The sequence below is a fragment of the Variovorax sp. 770b2 genome, from assembly GCF_900115685.1.
In the GTDB taxonomy this organism is placed as follows: domain Bacteria; phylum Pseudomonadota; class Gammaproteobacteria; order Burkholderiales; family Burkholderiaceae_C; genus Variovorax.
The window spans coordinates 386,937-403,485 of the sequence record NZ_FOXJ01000003.1; the positions used below are offsets into that span (position 1 = coordinate 386,937).

The following is a 16,549-nucleotide window of genomic DNA, read 5'->3' on the forward strand; positions in this document are numbered from 1 at the left end:
CCTACGCCAGGTGGTTCTTGAGCGGAATCGCCGCATCCGCGATCGCCGCCGCATCGGGGCTGCGGCCCGCTTCGAGGAGCTTGCGGCTCATCATGTGATCGACCGGCGCGTTGACCGATTCGACGCATGCGAGCTGTCCGTCGACATAGTGGAACAGCGAGAACGCCTCGGGCTTGGGACCGGGGCGGCGCACGCTGGTCAAACCCGGCGTGCCTTCGGCCGCCATCAGGCCCGCCATCTGCAGCCGCATGCTGCCCTGGTCGGACCAGAACCACGCGACCGCATCGTGCGCGCGTGCGGCGCCGGTCAGCGTGGCGACTGCGGTGCGCGCCTGGTCGTTCGCGTTCTGCACGGATTCGAGCCGCAGCGTGCGGCCCGCGCGGCGGTCCGGAAAGCGCGTGCAATCGCCCACGGCGAGCACGTCGGCCGCGCTGGTCTGCATGTGGCCATCGACCACGATGCCGTCGGCGCACTCGATGCCCGCCGCTTGCGCCAATGCGGTCTCTGGCACGGCGCCGATGCCGAGCAGCAGCAGATCGACCGGCTGCTTCACGCCGTTGACCTGGACCGACACCAGGCGATCGCCTTGGACCTCGAACGCGCCGGTCTGCGCACCGAGCACGATGTCGATGCCCGCCGCGCGATGCGTCGCGAGCACATGCGCCGACAGCTCGGGCGACACGGCGCGGCCCAGGAGGCGCGGCGCGCTCTCGATCACCTGCACGCTCTTGCCGAGCGCCTTGGCGGTGGCCGCCACTTCGAGGCCGATGAATCCCCCGCCGAGCACGGTGATGCGCTCGGCGCCGGCGAGCCGCTCGCGCAGGCGATGCGCCTCGTCGGCGGCGCGCAGGCTCGCGACGTTCTCCAGCCCCTGCTGCAGCTCGGGCATCTGGCGTGCGCGCGTGCCGGTGGCGAGCACCAGGCGCTCCCACGGCAGCACCGCGCCCGAGCGCAGCGTGACGGTGTGGGCCTCGCGGTCGATGGTCACGGCCGCATCGCCCAGGTGCAGCGTGATGCCCGCTTCGCGGTACCAGTCGGCCGCCTTGTGCGGCTGCGTGGTTTCTTCGGCGCTCTTGAGAAATGCCTTGGACAGCGGCGGCCGGTGGTACGGCTCGCAGGCCTCTTCGCAGACCAGGTGCACGCGCGCGCCCTGCCCGGCTTCGGCAAGGCCCGCGCAAAGCTGGGCCGCGGCGTGGCCGCCGCCGATGATGACGATGGGATTCATGAGGGAAAGTCTTTCGGAGTCGATGTCTGTTTTTATTCGCCGCGGTTGCGCATCCAGTCGGCTGTCTGGAAGAACGAAGTTCGCAGCCTTGCGCGCAAGTCATCGGGCACGCCGGTCTCGCCCATCGCCTGGTCCATGCAGGCCAGCCATTGGTCGCGCTCCTTGATGCCGATGCTGTGGCCGCCGATGCTTTGCGGCAGGTGCCGCGCGCGCAGCATCGGATGGCCGAAGCGGTCGGTGTAGTGCTGCGGGCCGCCGAGCCAGCCGCACAGGAACCAGAAGAGGCGCTGGCGCGCGTTGTCCAGGCTGGTGCCGTGCACCGCGCGCAGTTGCGCGTAGGCGGGTTCGAGGTCCATCAGGTCGTAGAAGCGCTCGACCAGCGCCTCCACCTTCGGCTCACCGCCGATCCACTCGAAGGGCGTGCCGGCGGGCGGCTTTTCTTGAATCTGCATGGGCGGGAGTATCCCTCCGGGCGATTCCTAGGCCTGCACGAGGTTCGGAATTCCCACATCGGGATTCACGTCCGCCTCGTAGTCCACGCCTTCGACCGCGAAGCCGAAGAGGCGCAGGAACTCGGTCTTGTAGCCCGCGAAGTCGGTGAGCGCGTGGATGTTCTCGCTCGTGACCTGGGGCCAGAGCTCGACCACGCGCGCCTGCACGTCGGGGGCCAGCTCCTTGTAGTCCGCACGCAGGCGCCCCTCGGCATCCAGGTGCGGCGTGCTGCCGTAGAGGCTCTCGGCAAAGAGGCCGTGGACCTGCTCGATGCAGCCTTCGTGCGTGCCCTTCTCCTTCATCACCTTGAACAGGAGCGACAGGTACAGCGGCATCATCGGAATGGCCGAGCTTGCCTGCGTCACGACCGCCTTCAGCACCGACACGCGCGCATCGCCGCCCTTGGCGGCCAGCCCGGCGCGCAGGCCGAGCACCTTCTGGTCGAGGTCTTTCTTGGCGGCGCCGATGGAGCCGTTCCAGTAGATGTCGTGCGTGATCTGCTCGCCCAGGTAGGTGAAGGCCGTGGTCTTCGCGCCATCGGCCAGCACGCCGGCCGCCTGCAGCGCGTCTATCCACATCTGCCAGTCCTCGCCGCCCATCACGGCGACGGTGTTGTCGATTTCTTCCTGCGTGGCGGGCTCCAGCACGGTTTCCTTGACGACCTCGTTGTCGGTGTCCAGGCCGCGCAGGGTCACGGCCTTGCCGATGGGCTTGAGCGTCGAGTTGAAGACCTGGCCGGTCTTGGGATGCGTGCGCCGCGGCGCGGCCAGGCTGTAGACGACGAGGTCGACCTGGCCGAGGTCCGCGCGGATCGCATCGATGGTCTTTTGCTTCACGTCGTCGGAGAAGCCGTCGCCGTTGATGCTCTTGGCGTAGAGGCCTTCTTCGGCCGCCGCGCGATGGAAGGCGGCGGTGTTGTACCAGCCGGGCGAGCCGGGCTTGCTCTCGCTGCCCGGCCGCTCGAAGAAAACGCCCAGCGTGTCGGCGCCGCTGCCGAAGGCCGCGGTGATGCGCGCGGCCAGCCCATAGCCGGTCGATGCGCCGATGACGAGCACCTTCTTCGGTCCTTGCGCGATCCGGCCCTGGGCCAGGACGTGGTCGATCTGCTGCCTGACATTGGCCTCGCAGCCGGTGGGATGGGTCGTGACGCAGATGAAGCCGCGCACGCGCGGTTTGATGATCATGAAGACCTCGCTGGATGTGATGCCGGGGAAGCCCGCGAATTTACCCCAGCAAGGCCCGCAGGCCGCCCATACCCGCCATATGCATATGTCGATTGACGATTTAATAATCTGAGGTTTTATTGATATGGTTCGGCCCTGAATTTCCAACCGGAGAGAGAACAACCATGCGCCACACCCTGCTCGCCGCGGCCCTTGCCGCCTCCACCTTTCTCCTGGGCACCGTCGCCCACGCGGACCAGCTTGCCGACATCAAGAAAAAGGGCGAGCTCGTGGTCGGCGTGCTCGGCACCGACGAGCCCGCCACCTTCGTCGACCCCAAGACGCGCCAGATCGTCGGCTACGAAGTCGACCTGGTGAACGCCATCGCCAGGAAGATCGGCGTGAAGCCGGTGTTGAAGCAGATCGCCGTGGCCGCGCGCATTCCGGAACTGCAGCAGGGCCACGTGGACCTGGTGGCCGCCGGCCTCACGCACAACAAGGAGCGCGAGGCGCAGATCGACTTCTCGCTCACCACCTTCGTGACCGGCCAGAAGGCCATCGTGAAGAAGGACAGCGGCATCGCCGACATCCCGCAGCTGGGCGGCAAGAAGGTGCTGACCATCCGCGGCGGCACGCAGGAACCCAACATCCGCAAGGCCGTGCCCACCGCCGAAGTCGTGACCTTCGACACGAGCCAGCAGGCCTTCCAGGCCCTGCAGCAAGGCAAGGGCGTGGGCTACGTGGACGACGAGGCCGCGCTGCTGCGCAGCTACGCCAAGCTGGGCCCGGCGAAGGCGCAGTACGTGGTGCTCAAGCAGAACCTGAGCACCGAGGCGCTGGCCATCGGCATCAAGAAGGGCGAGAGCGGCCTGAAGGCGGTGGTGGACGACACGCTGCGCGAGCTGGAGAAGTCGGGCGAGGCGCAGAAGATCTTCGTGAAGTGGTACGGCCCGACGACCGCATCGGGCTTCGAGACGCGCGACTTCAAGCTGGACAGCGACAAGATCGACTGACCTGGTGTTTCTCCTTCCCCCGCTGGGGGAAGGCAGGGATGGGGGCTGACAGCCCTCGCACAGGCCGCGACGCATCAGACGCCGTCGTGCCCCCATCCCGACCCTCCCCCAGCGGGGGAGGGAGCTTGAGCCCATACCCTCCGCGACGGTGATACTGTCGCCCCCCATGCCCCTGTTCGACTATTCCTTGCTGCTGACCGGCAAGTACCACGACATGCTGGTCGCGGGCCTCCTGCTCTCGCTGCAGCTGCTGGCGGCTTCGCTCGTGCTGGCGCTGCCCATCGCGCTGGTGGTGGCGCTGCTGCGCCTTTCGCCGATCGCGCCGTTGCGCTGGCTGGGCTTCGCATACGTGGAATCGATCCGCAACATCCCGCTGCTCGCGCACATGCTCTTCTGGTATTTCGGCGCGCCGGAGCTCTTGCCCGACGGCATCAAGCAGTGGCTCTATGCGGGGCACATCGAGGCCTACAGCGCCATCGTCGCGCTCGCGCTCTACACGGCCGCCTTCATGGCCGAGGACATCCGCAGCGGCATCCGCGCGATCCCGACCGTGCAGTTCGAGGCGGGCCGCGCGCTGGGCTTCAGCTACCTCGACACCATGCGCCGCGTGATCCTGCCGCAGGCGCTGCGCGTGACGGTGCCGCCGCTGATCTCGCAGACGCTGAGCCTCTGGAAGAACACCTCGATCGCCACCGTGATCGGCGTGGCCGAACTCATGTACCAGGCCGGACAGGTCGAGAGCGCGACCTTTCGCAGCTTCGAGTCGTTCGCGTTCGCGAGCGCGGCGTACCTGACGGTGTCGCTGGCCATCACGGGCCTGGCCACCTGGTACCACCACCGCTTCCCCGTGCGAACGATCTGAGGACCTTGACGCGATGCTTCAGATCATCAACGACTACTGGGTCTACTTCCTCATCGGGCAGTACCCGAACGGCCCGCTCGGCGGGCTGGTGCTCACGCTGCTGCTCGCGTCCTGCGGCCTCGTGCTCGCGCTGCCGCTGGGCATCGTGCTCGGCCTCGCGCGCGTAAGCCCGTGGCGCTGGGTGCGCTGGCCCGTCACGGCGCTGGTCTTCGTGGTGCGCGGCCTGCCGCTCTTGATGGTGATCTTCTGGGCCTACTTCTTCCTGCCCAGCGTGACGGGCGTGAAGACCGACCAGTTCACCACCATGCTGATCGCGCTGGTGATCTTCGATGCCGCCTACCTCGCCGAGATCGTGCGCGCCGGCATCCAGGGCCTGCCGCGCGGGCAGATGGAAACCGCCCGCGCGCTGGGCCTCAGCTACTTCCGCGCGATGCGCCTGGTGGTGCTGCCGCAGGCGCTGCGCAGCATGCTGCCCTCGCTGGTGAACCAGTTCGTCTCGACCATCAAGGAGACATCGCTCGGCTACATCATCGGCCTGGCCGAGGTGTCGTTCATCGCGACGCAGATCAACACGCAGGTGTTCACCAAGCCGGCGCAGATCTACCTGATCCTGGGTGGCACGTACTTCATTCTCTGCTTCGGCCTGTCGCGCTTCGCCTACTGGCTGGAGCGCCGGCTCGCGCGCCGCGGCATGTCCACCCTCGCCTCCACCACCTCTTCCGCCTCGGCCCCCAAGGTGTCCGCATGATCGAACTGCAGAACGTCAACAAGTGGTACGGCAGCTACCAAGCCCTGGTCGACATCGACGAGACCATCCACAAGGGCGAGGTCGTCGTGGTGTGCGGGCCTTCGGGCTCGGGCAAGTCGACGCTGATCCGCACCTTCAACCGGCTGGAGCCGATCCAGTCGGGCCGCATCCTCTTCGAGGGGCAGGACATCCACGCGCCGGGCACCGACGTGAACGCGTTCCGCTCGCGCATCGGCTTCGTGTTCCAGCAGTTCAACCTGTTCCCGCACCTCACGGTGCTGCAGAACTGCACGATGGCGCCGATGCAGCTGCGCGGCCTCACGCGCAAGGACGCCGAGGAGCGCGCGATGGCGTTGCTGCACCGCGTGGGCCTGGCGAACAAGGCCAATGCATGGCCGAGCGAACTCTCGGGCGGCCAGCAGCAGCGCGTGGCGATCGCGCGCGCCCTTGCGATGCAGCCGCCGCTGATGCTGTTCGACGAGCCCACCAGCGCGCTCGACCCCGAGATGGTCGGCGAGGTGCTGCTGGTGATGCGCGACCTCACGCGCGACGGCATGACCATGGTCTGCGTCACGCACGAGATGGGCTTCGCGCGCGAGGTGGCCGACCGCGTGATCTTCATGGACGAAGGCAAGGTGCTCGAGCGCGCGACGCCCGACGATTTCTTCAACCGGCCGCAGCACCCGCGTGCGCAGCAGTTCCTCTCGGACATCCGCTCGCCGTTCGCGCGCGACGCATGACATGCCCGCTTCGACCATGACCACCACCAGCACCGCCCCTCTTCTCTCGTTGCCCGTGATCGACGTCGCGCCGCTCGTGGCCGGCACGCCCGCACGCGACGACGTGGCCGCGCAGATCGGCGCCGCCTGCCGCGCGCACGGCTTCTTCTACGTCACGGGCCACGGCGTGGATGCGGCGCTGGTGCAGCGGCTCGAAGACCTGAGCCACCGGTTCTTCGACCTGCCCGAGGAAACCAAGATGCAGTGGCGCATGGCCCTCGGCGGGCGCGCGTGGCGCGGCTTCTTTCCGCTCGGCGGCGAGCTGACCTCGGGCCGGCCCGATTGGAAGGAAGGCCTGTACCTGGGCACCGAGCTGCCCGCGGCGCACCCGCTGGTGCAGGCGAAGACGCCGGTGCACGGCCCCAATCTCTTCCCCGACGTGCCGGGCTTTCGCGAGACCATCCTGGAGTACATGGCCGCGGTGACGCAGCTCGGCCATCGCCTGATGGAAGGCATCGCGCTGAGCCTGGGCCTGCCCGCCGCGTACTTCGCCGAGCGGTACACGGCCGATCCGCTGATCCTGTTCCGGCTCTTCAACTACCCCTCGCAGCCCGTGCCCGAAGGGCTCGACGTGCAATGGGGCGTGGGCGAGCACACCGACTACGGCCTGCTCACCGTCCTGCACCAGGACAATGTCGGCGGCCTCGCGGTGCACACGCCGGGCGGCTGGATCGACGCGCCGCCGATCCCCGGCTCCTTCGTCTGCAACATCGGCGACATGCTCGACCGCATGACCGGCGGGCTCTACAAGTCGACGCCGCACCGCGTGAAGCGCAACACCTCCGGCCGCGACCGGCTGTCGTTTCCGCTGTTCTTCGATCCGAATTTCGAGGCGCGCGTGCAGCGCATCGAAGGTCTTGCGGGCGCCCAGGCGCTCGACGACAGTGCAGAGCGCTGGGACCGCGCCAATGTGCACGCCTTCAGCGGCCGCTACGGCGACTACCTGCTCGCGAAGGTCTCGAAGGTGTTCCCGCAGCTGCGCGACGAAGTGCTCTGAGCCGGGCTCGCCGGGACGTCGATGAATTCGTCCTCCCAGCGGCCGACATCCGCGCCGGGATCGGAGATGGGCACGAGCTTGTCGCTGCGGCAGTAGAAGGTCCAGCCCTCGAACAGCACGTCGTAGTAGGTGCCGGGCAGGTAGCGCTCGCCGGGCGCTTCATAGGGCGCCGAGACCACTTCGACGATGCGGCCGACCGCGCGCTCGGTCATCGGCGAGGCGAGGCAGCTGTCGACGACGTGGCAGAGCGTGCCGATCTTGATCATGGCCGCACCAGTTCGCCGGGGAACCACCGCGGCAGGTGCGCCGTCGCGTCGTGCAGCGAATCGAGCACATGGAAGGCGCGCTCGACGATCGATGCGGGCGGGTGCTTGAGGTCCGGCACGATCACCACGCGCAGCCCCGCTGCCAGCGCGGCCTTGGCGCCGTTCTCGCTGTCCTCGAAAGCGATGCACTGCGACGGGTCCACGCCCAGGCGCGAAGCCGCGAGCAGGTAGAGCGCCGGATCGGGCTTGGCGCGCGCCACCTCGTCGCCGCCCGCGAAAGCATCGAAGTGATGGAGCACGTCGAGGCTCCCGAGGCAGGCCTGGATCTGCCCGCTGGTGGAAGACGATGCCACCGCGCAGCGCGTGCCGCGCTGGCGCAATGCGGCGAGGAACTCGGCCGCACCGGGCTTGATGGGAAAGAGCGGCGTGCCGTCGGAGCGCTCCAGTTGCAAGAGCTTGCGCACGTGCGCGATCGCATGGCGGTAGGCATCGGGCCCGCCGAGCAGCGTGCCCAGGATCACCTCGGACTCCACGGTGGCGAGGCCCACGACCTGCAGGTACTGCGTGTGCGAAAGCTCGATGTCGAGCGTGCGGGCCGCTTCGATCCAGGCGGCCATGATGGGCCGCTCCGAGTCGATGAGGAGCCCATCCATGTCGAAGATGGCGGCGGAGAACATGAAGCGATCCTAAGCCAGCGCGCGCCAGCGATGGCTGGCGGGCATTCTTCCCGGAGCGATACGCCCGGCGCCCAAGCGAATCAGCGGGCAGCTTCCAGATGCGTCACGGTCGGTTTGCCCTTCACGATTTCCACATGAAACCGGACCTTGTCGCCGGGCTTGACCGCATCGAGCATCTTCTTGTCCGCCACATCGAAGCCCATGGTCATGGCCGGCATGGCGATGTTGGGAATGTCGCCGTGCTTCAGCACGATCACGCCGCCGGCCTGATCGATCTTCTGGACGACGGCATCGGTCAGCATCGAGGCTGCCTGCTGGCCCGGGGCCGGCGTCTTCATGGACGACATCTCGTCCTTCGACATCTGGGCCTGGGCCGCAGCGGCCGATGCGACGAGCAGCGCGAATGCGAGGGGATGCAAGACTTTCATTGAATGACTCCTTCGGTAGGTTGAATGGAAACGGCAGGCAAACGAGCCCGCGCGGCATCGCCGCGACGGCGCAGCAAATACCAGGCGGCAGGAACAACAAGCATGCTCAGCAGCGGCGCGGTGACCATGCCGCCCACCATGGGTGCGGCAATGCGGGTCATCACCTCCGAACCGGTGCCGCTGCCCCACAGGATGGGCAGCAGCCCCGCCATCACGACGGCCACCGTCATGGCCTTGGGCCGCACGCGCAGCACGGCGCCTTCGCGGATCGCGGCCAGCAGGGTCTGGTCGTTCATCGGCTCGCCGGCTTCGAGGCGGCGCGCCAGCGCATTCTTCAGGTAGACCAGCATCACCACGCCGAACTCGGCCGCCACGCCGGCCAGCGCGATGAAGCCCACCGCCGTGGCCACGGAGATCGAATGGCCCAGCGCCCAGATCAGCCAGAAACCGCCGATGAGCGAGAACGGCACGGCCGCCATCACCAGCGCCGCATCGGCGAACGAGCGGAACAGCAGGTAGAGCAGCACGAAGATGACCGCCAGCGTGACCGGAACGACCAGTTTCAGCCGCTCGGTCGCGCGCTCCAGGTACTCGAACTGGCCGGACCACGACACGGCATAGCCGGCGGGCATCTTCACTGCCTTGTCGACCGCGGCCTGCATGTCGTTGACGGCGGAGCGCAGGTCGCGGCCGCGCACATCGACATAGACCCAGCCCGACAGCCGCGCGTTCTCGCTGCGCAGCATCGGCGGGCCGTCTTCGACGGCGATGCGTGCGACATCGCCCAGCAGCAACTGCGCGCCCTTGTCGGTCACGAAGGGCAGTTGCCGCAGCCGCTCCAGCGAATCGCGGATCTCGCGCGGGTAGCGCACGTTGATCGGGTAGCGCTCGCGCCCCGAGATGACCTCGCCCACGTTCTCGCCGCCGATGGCCGTGGACACCACGGCCTGCACGTCCGCCACCGAGAGTCCGTAGCGTGCCGCCGCGAGCCTGTCTACATCGACGTCGATATAGCGTCCGCCGGTGAGCCGCTCGGCCAGCGCCGACGACACGCCGGGAACGTTCTTCACCGCAGCCTCGATCTGCGTGGTCAACGCATCGATGGTGGCCAGGTCGGCCCCCGCCACCTTGACGCCCACGGGGCTCTTGATGCCCGTGGCCAGCATGTCGATGCGGTTGCGGATGGGCGGCACCCACACGTTGGTCAGGCCCGGCACCTTGACCGCACTGTCCAGCGCTTCGACCAGCTTGTCCGGCGTCATGCCCGCGCGCCATTGCGACTTGGGCTTGAACTGGATGGTGGTCTCGAACATTTCGAGCGGCGCGGGGTCGGTCGCGGTGTCCGCGCGGCCGGCCTTGCCGAACACGCGTGCAACCTCCGGCACGGTCTTGATGAGGCGATCGGTCTGCTGCAAGAGTTCAGAGGCCTTCGACACCGACAGCCCCGGCAGCGCGGACGGCATGTAGAGCAGGTCGCCCTCGTCCAGCGGCGGCATGAACTCGCCGCCCAGCCGCATCAGCGGCACCGCGGTCAGCGCCAGCAGCACGGCGGCCACGACGAGGGTTCCCTTGGGAAAGCGCAGCACCAGCTCCAGCGCGGGCCGGTACACCGCCATCAGGAAGCGGTTGACGGGGTTGGCGGCTTCGTGCGGAATGCGCCCGCGCACGAGGTAGCCCATGAGCACCGGGATCAGCGTCACCGACAGGCCCGCCGCAGCCGCCATGGCGTAGGTCTTGGTGAAGGCCAGCGGCGAGAACAGCCGCCCCTCCTGCGCCTCGAGCGAGAACACGGGCACGAAGGACAGCGTGATCACCAGCAGCGAGAAGAACAGCGCAGGGCCGACCTCCACCGATGCATCGGCGACGAGCGTCCATCGTTCTGCCACTGTCGGCTGCCGGCCCTGCGCCGTCTCGAAAGCCTCGATGTGCTTGTGCACGTTCTCGACCATCACGATCGCGCCGTCCACCATCGCGCCGATGGCGATCGCAATGCCGCCCAGCGACATGATGTTGGCGTTGACGCCCTGCCAGTGCATGACGACGAAGGCCGCCAGCACGCCGATCGGCAAGGCCACGACGGCCACCAGCGCCGAGCGCAAATGGAACAGGAAGACCGCGCAGACCAATGCGACCACGATGAACTCTTCGATCAATTTGCCACGCAGGTTCTCGACGGCGCGGTCGATCAGCAGCGACCGGTCGTAGGTGGGCACGATCTCCACGCCCGGCGGCAGGCTGGGCTTGAGCGTCTCCAGCTTCGCTTTGACCGCCTCGATGGTGGTGCGGGCGTTCTTGCCCGAGCGCATGACGATCACGCCGCCGGCCACTTCGCCCTCGCCGTCGAGCTCGGCGATGCCGCGGCGCATCTCGGGGCCGATCTGCACCGTGGCCACGTCGCGCAGCAGCACGGGCGTCGCGCCCGTCGCGGCCAGCGGGATGGTGCGGAAGTCGTCGAGCGAGCGCAGGTAACCGCGCGAGCGAACCATGTACTCGGCTTCGGCGAATTCGACGACCGAGCCGCCGGACGCCTGGTTGGCCTTCTGCAAGGCCTGCACGACCGTCGACTGCGTGATGCCGAGCGCGCGCATGCGGTCGGGGTCCAGCACCACCTGGTACTGGCGCACCATGCCGCCGATGCTGGCGACCTCGGCCACGTCGGGCACGGTCTTCAGTTCGAACTTGAGGAACCAGTCGTTCAGCGCGCGCAGTTGCCCGATGTCACGCGTTCCCGTGCGGTCGACCAGCGCGTATTCGTAGACCCAGCCCACGCCCGTGGCGTCGGGGCCCAGCGAGGCGTTGGCGCCCGCGGGGAGCTTGCTCTGCACCTGGTTCAGGTACTCCACCACGCGCGAGCGCGCCCAGTACGGATCGGTCTTGTCGTCGAACAGCACGTAGACGAACGAGTCGCCGAAAAACGAGTAGCCGCGCACGGTCTTGGCGCCCGGCACGCTGAGCATGGTGGTGGTCAGCGGGTAGGTGACCAGGTCTTCGACCACCTGGGGCGCCTTGCCGGGAAAGGGCGTGCGGATGATGACCTGCGTGTCCGAGAGATCGGGCAGTGCATCGAGCGGTGTGCGTGCAACGGACCACCCGCCTGCGGCCACCAGGAACAGGGTCGCGATCAGCACCAGGAAGCGGTTGCCGACCGACCAGCGGATCAGGGCGGCGATCATTGCCTGGCGCCCGGTTGCACACGCTGCACGGAGACCAGCTCGTAGCCTGTCGGGCCGCCTTCCTTGAACGCGAAGCGCACCTGGTCGCCGGGCTTGATGTCCGGGAAAGCGTTCGGCGATGCCTTGGCGAAGCCCATCGTCATGGAGGGCCATTTGAGCGTTGCGACAGGGCCGTGCGAGATGGTGATGCCATCGGGCGCAACGCTCTCCACCTTGCCTTCTGCCTTGTGAAGCGCGGCGGGCGGTGGTGCAGCAGCAGCGGCGGCGGGTGAAGCCATGTTGCCCAGCACGGAGCGCAGCCGGGCCTCGGAGTCGATCAGGAACTGGCCGCTGGCCACGACCTGGTCGCCCTCGCTCAGGCCTGCGACGACTTCGGTGTCGTCGCCCTGGTCCGCGCCCGGCGACACGTCGCGCGGCTCGAAGGCGCCGTCGGCCTTTCGCACGATGACCACTGCGCGCTTGCCGGTGCGGATGACGGCCTCGGACGGCACGACCAGCCGCGTGCTGGCGGGCCCGGCTACCTGCAGGCGCAGCAACATGCCGGGCGTCAGTTTCCCGTTTCGGTTGTCGACCTCGAAGCGGGCCTTCAAGGTGCGCGTGGATGCGTTGATCTCGGGAAGGATTTCGTCGAGCGCGCCATCGAAAGACTGCGCCGCATCGGCCTGAAGGATCGCCTTGACCTTCTGGCCGCGCGTGAGACGCACGGCCTGCGCTTCGGGAATCTCTGCCACTGCCCAGACTTTTTCCAGGCCCGCGATACGGAACAGCGTCATGCCCGGCGTCACTGCAACGCCTTCGCGCACGCCCAGTTCCGCCACCACGCCATCGGCCGGTGCGGCAAGAACGTAGCGCGCCTGCGCCGTGCCCGTTTCTTCGCTGCGCCGGATGAGTTCGGCGGGAATGGACATGGCCCGCATGCGATCGCGCGCGGCCGCAATGAGGTCAGGAGCAACGCCCGAACGCTTGAGCGCGAGCAGCTCGTTCTGCGGTCCGAGCCAGTCGGGCGCGAAGAGCGTTGCCAACGCCTGGCCCTTGCGCACGCGCTCCATCGGCGCGCGAACCGAAAGATGTTCGACATACCCGGCAACGCGCGTCTGCACGGCAACGTGGAGCCGCTCGTCGAACTGCACGGCGCCGACCGCGTCGAAGGACGCGGAGGTCTGCGCGCGCCGCACGCTGGCGTACCGGATGCCGAGGTTCTGCTGGACCGCGGGGCTCACCGTCACGCCCGTCTCGTTCGCCGCGCCCGTTGCGCTGTCGGCGTACATGGGGACCAGCTGCATGTCCATGAAGGGCGACTTGCCCGGCTTGTCGAAGCGCTGGCCCGGCACCATGGGGTCGTGCCAGTAGAGGACCTTGCGGCCTTCAGCCGCGGGCGTGGCGGCCATCGATGCCTCCACGGGCCGGGCTGTCTCGCGGCCCAGGTAGAACGCGCCCGTTGCAAGCAGCAGTGCCGCCAGCAGCGAGGCGCCGATCGTGCGTGTCCTGCGGTTCATTGCGACACCTCGGCAGTGAGCGGCCGGAAGGCCAGTTGGACTTGGGTCTTCGCAAGGTCGCGCTGCAGCGTGAGCAGCTTGCGCTGCGCTTCGACCTCGGCATGCCGGGCTTCGAACAGGCCGACCAGGCTGCCCTGGTTGGACCGGTAGGCTGCCGTTGCAGCGGCCGTTCTTTGGCCGGCGGCAACGACGACACCGGCGCGATAGCGGTCGATGCGTTGCTGCAGGCGCTGTGCATCGCCGCTCAACGACCGGTATTCGGCGGTCGCGGCCCGCGTGGCTTCGGCCAGATCGGCTTCGGCCTTCTCGACCAGCGCCAGCTTGGCGGCGGTGTCGCGGTCCTGGCGTTCGCCGGGCGCGACGGGCAGCGGGATGTTCACGCCCACCGACACCATGTCGGAATAGCCGGTGCGCTGGCCGTAGGCCACCTCCCAGGTCCAGTTGGGCTTGCGGTTGGAGGCGGTGACGGCTGCCGCCTGCCCTGCCACATCGACATCGCGCTGCATCGCCGCGACCGTGGGGTGCGCGGCGACGTAGGCTTCTTCGGACGGCAGCGCGATGGCGCCCGGAGGCAGCAGCTCGTCGGGCGGCACGCCGACCCATCGCTGGAACGCGACGCCTGCGGCGCTTTGCTGCTGCAGGATGTCGGCCGTCTCGTCTTCCGAGACGCCTCTTGCACCGGCCAACGCCAACACGTCCTGGCTGCTCCCTGCGGCCGAGGACAGGCGTGCACGCGATGCCTCCAACTCCTCGTGCGCATGGTGCGCCATGAGCGTCGCGAGCTTCAGGCTCTCGCCGATGTAGAAGGCGTCCACGTACGCGAGCGCTGTCTGCCGGCGGGTGTCGGCGGCAGCGGCTTGCACCAGCACCGCCTCGCGGCCGACCGAGGCATCGGCGGCCGCCTGCCGCACGGCACGCTTGTCGGCGGACAGCCATTCCTGGCTGATGCCGATGCGCTTCATCGTCATCGAGTCGCGGGTTGTGTGAAAGCGATCCGGCCCCGTTGCGGGGAGGTTGTCGACGCCGATACGCAGCGTGGGATCGGGGAGCTGGGCTGCGGCTTGCGCCGCCTCCGTGGCACTCAATGCGCCGGCACGGGCGGCGCGGGTGGTTTCAGAGCGCTGAGCCGCAAGCCGAAGCGCCGCCTCGAGAGACAGGGGGGCGGCCGTCGCAAGGTACGGCAGCAACGCAACGGCCAGCGCGACCGCGCGTGGGAAGGGAATGGACATGAAAACTCCGCAGACGAACGAGGCAATCGCTGGCAAGCGGACGAGCCGCACCAGCACCGGTCAGTCGACGGAGATTTCAGACGCGAAGTCTGCGCGTGGCGAGAAAAACAGGGTCGGGCGGCGGATGCTGCCGCTCGAGAACAGCCTGCTGCGGAAGTGCGTGGCCTTCGGACACCAGCACCAGCGGCATGACCACCACCTGCACGATGGCAGGCAGCGAAGGGGTGGTCAATTTGACTGATTCGAAGGACAGCGACAGGTCGGCGGCATGCTGGAAGCACAGCACCGGCTGGGCCATGTCCATGCCTTCGCAGGGCGCGCCCGTCGCCATCATTTCAGCCATCGAAGCCGTGTCAGGCACGCCCGGGCAGACATAGCTTGCCAGCGCCAGCTGCGAGAACAGCATCGACAGGACCACGAAGAACGTGGTCATGCAGCGATGAAGCGAGCGGCGATGGGTCACAGGGTGGATCAGTCGCGCACCAGCGCCCGGTTCAGCCCCAGCGCCGCCAGCGTGCCGGCCGCGCCCGAGAGCAGGTAGACGCTGACGTACGCCAGCCCGAAGTGCGCCGACAGCCCCAGCGCGACCAGCGGTGCGAACGCGGCGCCGATCAGCCAAGCCAGGTCGGCCGTGAGCGCCGCGCCGGTGTAGCGGTACTTGGGCTCGAAGTTCGAGGTCACGGCACCTGCAGCCTGGCCGTACGAAAGACCCAGCAGCACGAAGCCCAGCAGGATGAACACGTCCTGCCCGAGGCGGCCGCCGTCGAGCAGCGTGGGGGCGAAACCGCTGAACACCGCGATCAGCGCGGCCAGGCCGCCCAGAGTGAAACGGCGTCCCACGCGGTCGGCGATCAGGCCCGAGGCCACGATGCCGCCGGCGCAGAACACCGCGCCGATCATCTGCACCACCAGGAATTCGGTGATCGACTGGTCCGAGTACAGCGTGATCCACGAGAGCGGGAACACGGTGATGAGGTGGAACAGCGCATAGCTGGCGAGTGCCGCGAACGCGCCGATCAAGAGGTTGGTGCCCTGCGAGCGGGTCAGCTCGACCACGCTGGTGGGCTGCAGCTCGCGCTCTTCGAGCAGGCGCGAATACTCTTCGGTGGCCACCAGGCGCAGGCGCGCAAAGAGCGCCACCACGTTGATCGCGAAGGCCACGTAGAAGGTGTAGCGCCAGCCCCAGTCGAGGAAGTCCTTGATCGACAGGCTCGCGTAGAGAAACGCGAACAGCGCGCTGGCAATGAAGAAACCGATGGGCGCGCCCAGCTGGCCCAGCATGGCGTACCAGCCGCGGCGGTTGGGCGGTGCGTTCAGCGCCAGCAGCGAAGGCAGGCCGTCCCAAGAGCCGCCGAGCGCCAGGCCCTGGCAGAAGCGGAACACCGACAGCAGCACGATCGCCGTGAACCCGATGCTCTCGTAGCCCGGCAGGAAGGCGATGCCGGCCGTGGAGGTGCCCAGCAGGAACAGCGCGATCGTCAGCTTGGTTTCGCGCCCGAATCGTCGCTGGATCGCCATCGAGATGACAGTTCCGAACGGCCGTGCGATGAAGGCGAAAGAGAAGACCACGAACGCGTAAAGGATTCCCTCCAGACGCTGCTCGAACGGGAAGAATACGTATGGGAACACCAGCACCGAAGCGATGCCGTAGACGAAGAAGTCGAAATATTCGGAGGCTCGGCCGATGATCACGCCGACCGCGATCTCGCCCGGGGCGATGTGCGAGTGATCGGCGTCGCCACTCTGGCTCAGGCTGGCGCCGTTTCCGGACGTGTTCGGCACAGGCTGTGCGCCTTGCGGACTGATGCTGGACGTCGTCGTCATTGCGTTTTGTAATTCGGGTGTCACCGGCAGTGACAAAGGTAGACCATTGAACAGAGGCTCCAAGCGTCTCACCGAACGGGGATTCCCGCCATAGGACAAAACGTCCAATAGGCGGCGGGAACCTTTGGTCGTAGATTGTGGAGTCTTTGCGCAGCCCACGCACCTCTTTCTTTCTCT

16 protein-coding genes are annotated in these 16,549 nt (G+C 67.8%); 5 read left to right on the forward strand and 11 right to left on the reverse strand.

The features are described from left to right. Position 1 precedes the first annotated feature (1 nt). From BM133_RS21080 to fabV, 3 genes are read right to left on the reverse strand one after another with little or no spacing between them, the layout of a single operon-like run. The gene (locus BM133_RS21080) at positions 2 to 1,225 is read right to left on the reverse strand and encodes an NAD(P)/FAD-dependent oxidoreductase (RefSeq protein ID WP_093437917.1); all 1,224 of its coding nucleotides are present in this window, start codon (positions 1,223 to 1,225) and stop codon (positions 2 to 4) included. Between the two features lie 32 nt (positions 1,226 to 1,257). Next, positions 1,258 to 1,677, reverse strand: coding sequence for a group II truncated hemoglobin (locus BM133_RS21085; protein ID WP_093437920.1), 420 nt, complete (start codon positions 1,675 to 1,677; stop codon positions 1,258 to 1,260). 27 nt (positions 1,678 to 1,704) lie between these two features. After that, entirely contained in the window at positions 1,705 to 2,901 is a 1,197-nt protein-coding gene (gene fabV, locus BM133_RS21090; RefSeq protein ID WP_093437922.1) for an enoyl-ACP reductase FabV, read from the reverse strand. A gap of 164 nt (positions 2,902 to 3,065) precedes the next feature. Between fabV and BM133_RS21095 the strand changes: the two genes are divergently transcribed. The 5 genes from BM133_RS21095 to BM133_RS21115 all read left to right on the forward strand — a co-directional run bounded on the left by BM133_RS21095 (position 3,066) and on the right by BM133_RS21115 (position 7,279). Continuing rightward, on the forward strand, positions 3,066 to 3,893 hold the full coding sequence (locus BM133_RS21095) for an ABC transporter substrate-binding protein (RefSeq protein ID WP_093437925.1): 828 nt from the start codon (positions 3,066 to 3,068) through the stop codon (positions 3,891 to 3,893). A 166-nt stretch (positions 3,894 to 4,059) separates the two neighbouring features. Continuing rightward, positions 4,060 to 4,755, forward strand: a complete 696-nt coding sequence (locus BM133_RS21100) for an amino acid ABC transporter permease (RefSeq protein WP_093437928.1) — start codon at positions 4,060 to 4,062, stop codon at positions 4,753 to 4,755. A 13-nt stretch (positions 4,756 to 4,768) separates the two neighbouring features. Further along, positions 4,769 to 5,503 carry an amino acid ABC transporter permease gene (locus tag BM133_RS21105; RefSeq protein WP_093437930.1) on the forward strand — a complete coding sequence of 245 codons (735 nt, stop codon included), beginning with the start codon at positions 4,769 to 4,771 and terminating at the stop codon, positions 5,501 to 5,503. Further along, entirely contained in the window at positions 5,500 to 6,243 is a 744-nt protein-coding gene (locus BM133_RS21110; RefSeq protein ID WP_093437932.1) for an amino acid ABC transporter ATP-binding protein, read from the forward strand. The genes BM133_RS21105 and BM133_RS21110 overlap by 4 nt, the downstream gene beginning before the upstream one ends. A gap of 1 nt (position 6,244) precedes the next feature. Then, entirely contained in the window at positions 6,245 to 7,279 is a 1,035-nt protein-coding gene (locus BM133_RS21115; RefSeq protein ID WP_093437935.1) for an isopenicillin N synthase family dioxygenase, read from the forward strand. Here the strand turns inward: BM133_RS21115 and BM133_RS21120 are convergent. The 8 genes from BM133_RS21120 to BM133_RS21155 form a co-directional block, all read right to left on the reverse strand. After that, the gene (locus BM133_RS21120) at positions 7,222 to 7,545 is read right to left on the reverse strand and encodes a hypothetical protein (protein WP_093437937.1); all 324 of its coding nucleotides are present in this window, start codon (positions 7,543 to 7,545) and stop codon (positions 7,222 to 7,224) included. The two genes, BM133_RS21115 and BM133_RS21120, sit on opposite strands and share 58 nt — an antisense overlap. Further along, a complete protein-coding gene (locus tag BM133_RS21125) occupies positions 7,542 to 8,222 on the reverse strand; it encodes an HAD family hydrolase (RefSeq protein ID WP_093437940.1) in 681 nt (226 codons plus the stop codon). Before BM133_RS21125 ends, BM133_RS21120 begins: the two co-directional genes overlap by 4 nt. An 80-nt stretch (positions 8,223 to 8,302) precedes the next feature. Beyond that, a complete protein-coding gene (locus BM133_RS21130; RefSeq protein WP_177224896.1) occupies positions 8,303 to 8,650 on the reverse strand; it encodes a copper-binding protein in 348 nt (115 codons plus the stop codon). Next, complete coding sequence (locus BM133_RS21135) at positions 8,647 to 11,823, reverse strand: efflux RND transporter permease subunit (RefSeq protein ID WP_093437942.1); 3,177 nt, start codon at positions 11,821 to 11,823, stop codon at positions 8,647 to 8,649. Before BM133_RS21135 ends, BM133_RS21130 begins: the two co-directional genes overlap by 4 nt. Then, entirely contained in the window at positions 11,820 to 13,319 is a 1,500-nt protein-coding gene (locus BM133_RS21140) for an efflux RND transporter periplasmic adaptor subunit (RefSeq protein WP_093437945.1), read from the reverse strand. The genes BM133_RS21135 and BM133_RS21140 overlap by 4 nt, the downstream gene beginning before the upstream one ends. Next, positions 13,316 to 14,548 carry a TolC family protein gene (locus BM133_RS21145; RefSeq protein WP_093437947.1) on the reverse strand — a complete coding sequence of 411 codons (1,233 nt, stop codon included), beginning with the start codon at positions 14,546 to 14,548 and terminating at the stop codon, positions 13,316 to 13,318. The genes BM133_RS21140 and BM133_RS21145 overlap by 4 nt, the downstream gene beginning before the upstream one ends. Before the next feature lie 76 nt (positions 14,549 to 14,624). Then, positions 14,625 to 14,981, reverse strand: a complete 357-nt coding sequence (locus tag BM133_RS21150) for a hypothetical protein (RefSeq protein ID WP_093437949.1) — start codon at positions 14,979 to 14,981, stop codon at positions 14,625 to 14,627. Positions 14,982 to 15,019: 38 nt separating this feature from the next. Then, positions 15,020 to 16,372 (reverse strand): MFS transporter, encoded by a 1,353-nt coding sequence (locus BM133_RS21155; protein ID WP_093437951.1) that lies wholly within the window; start codon positions 16,370 to 16,372, stop codon positions 15,020 to 15,022. Positions 16,373 to 16,549 lie beyond the last annotated feature (177 nt).

Coding starts and splice junctions, on each gene's coding strand:
- BM133_RS21080 (WP_093437917.1), bottom strand. CDS start 1,225: ATGAATCCCATCGTCATCATCGGCGGCGGCCACGCCGCGGCCCAGCTT.
- BM133_RS21085 (WP_093437920.1), bottom strand. CDS start 1,677: ATGCAGATTCAAGAAAAGCCGCCCGCCGGCACGCCCTTCGAGTGGATC.
- fabV (WP_093437922.1), bottom strand. CDS start 2,901: ATGATCATCAAACCGCGCGTGCGCGGCTTCATCTGCGTCACGACCCAT.
- BM133_RS21095 (WP_093437925.1), top strand. CDS start 3,066: ATGCGCCACACCCTGCTCGCCGCGGCCCTTGCCGCCTCCACCTTTCTC.
- BM133_RS21100 (WP_093437928.1), top strand. CDS start 4,060: ATGCCCCTGTTCGACTATTCCTTGCTGCTGACCGGCAAGTACCACGAC.
- BM133_RS21105 (WP_093437930.1), top strand. CDS start 4,769: ATGCTTCAGATCATCAACGACTACTGGGTCTACTTCCTCATCGGGCAG.
- BM133_RS21110 (WP_093437932.1), top strand. CDS start 5,500: ATGATCGAACTGCAGAACGTCAACAAGTGGTACGGCAGCTACCAAGCC.
- BM133_RS21115 (WP_093437935.1), top strand. CDS start 6,245: ATGCCCGCTTCGACCATGACCACCACCAGCACCGCCCCTCTTCTCTCG.
- BM133_RS21120 (WP_093437937.1), bottom strand. CDS start 7,545: ATGATCAAGATCGGCACGCTCTGCCACGTCGTCGACAGCTGCCTCGCC.
- BM133_RS21125 (WP_093437940.1), bottom strand. CDS start 8,222: ATGTTCTCCGCCGCCATCTTCGACATGGATGGGCTCCTCATCGACTCG.
- BM133_RS21130 (WP_177224896.1), bottom strand. CDS start 8,650: ATGAAAGTCTTGCATCCCCTCGCATTCGCGCTGCTCGTCGCATCGGCC.
- BM133_RS21135 (WP_093437942.1), bottom strand. CDS start 11,823: ATGATCGCCGCCCTGATCCGCTGGTCGGTCGGCAACCGCTTCCTGGTG.
- BM133_RS21140 (WP_093437945.1), bottom strand. CDS start 13,319: ATGAACCGCAGGACACGCACGATCGGCGCCTCGCTGCTGGCGGCACTG.
- BM133_RS21145 (WP_093437947.1), bottom strand. CDS start 14,548: ATGTCCATTCCCTTCCCACGCGCGGTCGCGCTGGCCGTTGCGTTGCTG.
- BM133_RS21150 (WP_093437949.1), bottom strand. CDS start 14,981: ATGACCACGTTCTTCGTGGTCCTGTCGATGCTGTTCTCGCAGCTGGCG.
- BM133_RS21155 (WP_093437951.1), bottom strand. CDS start 16,372: ATGACGACGACGTCCAGCATCAGTCCGCAAGGCGCACAGCCTGTGCCG.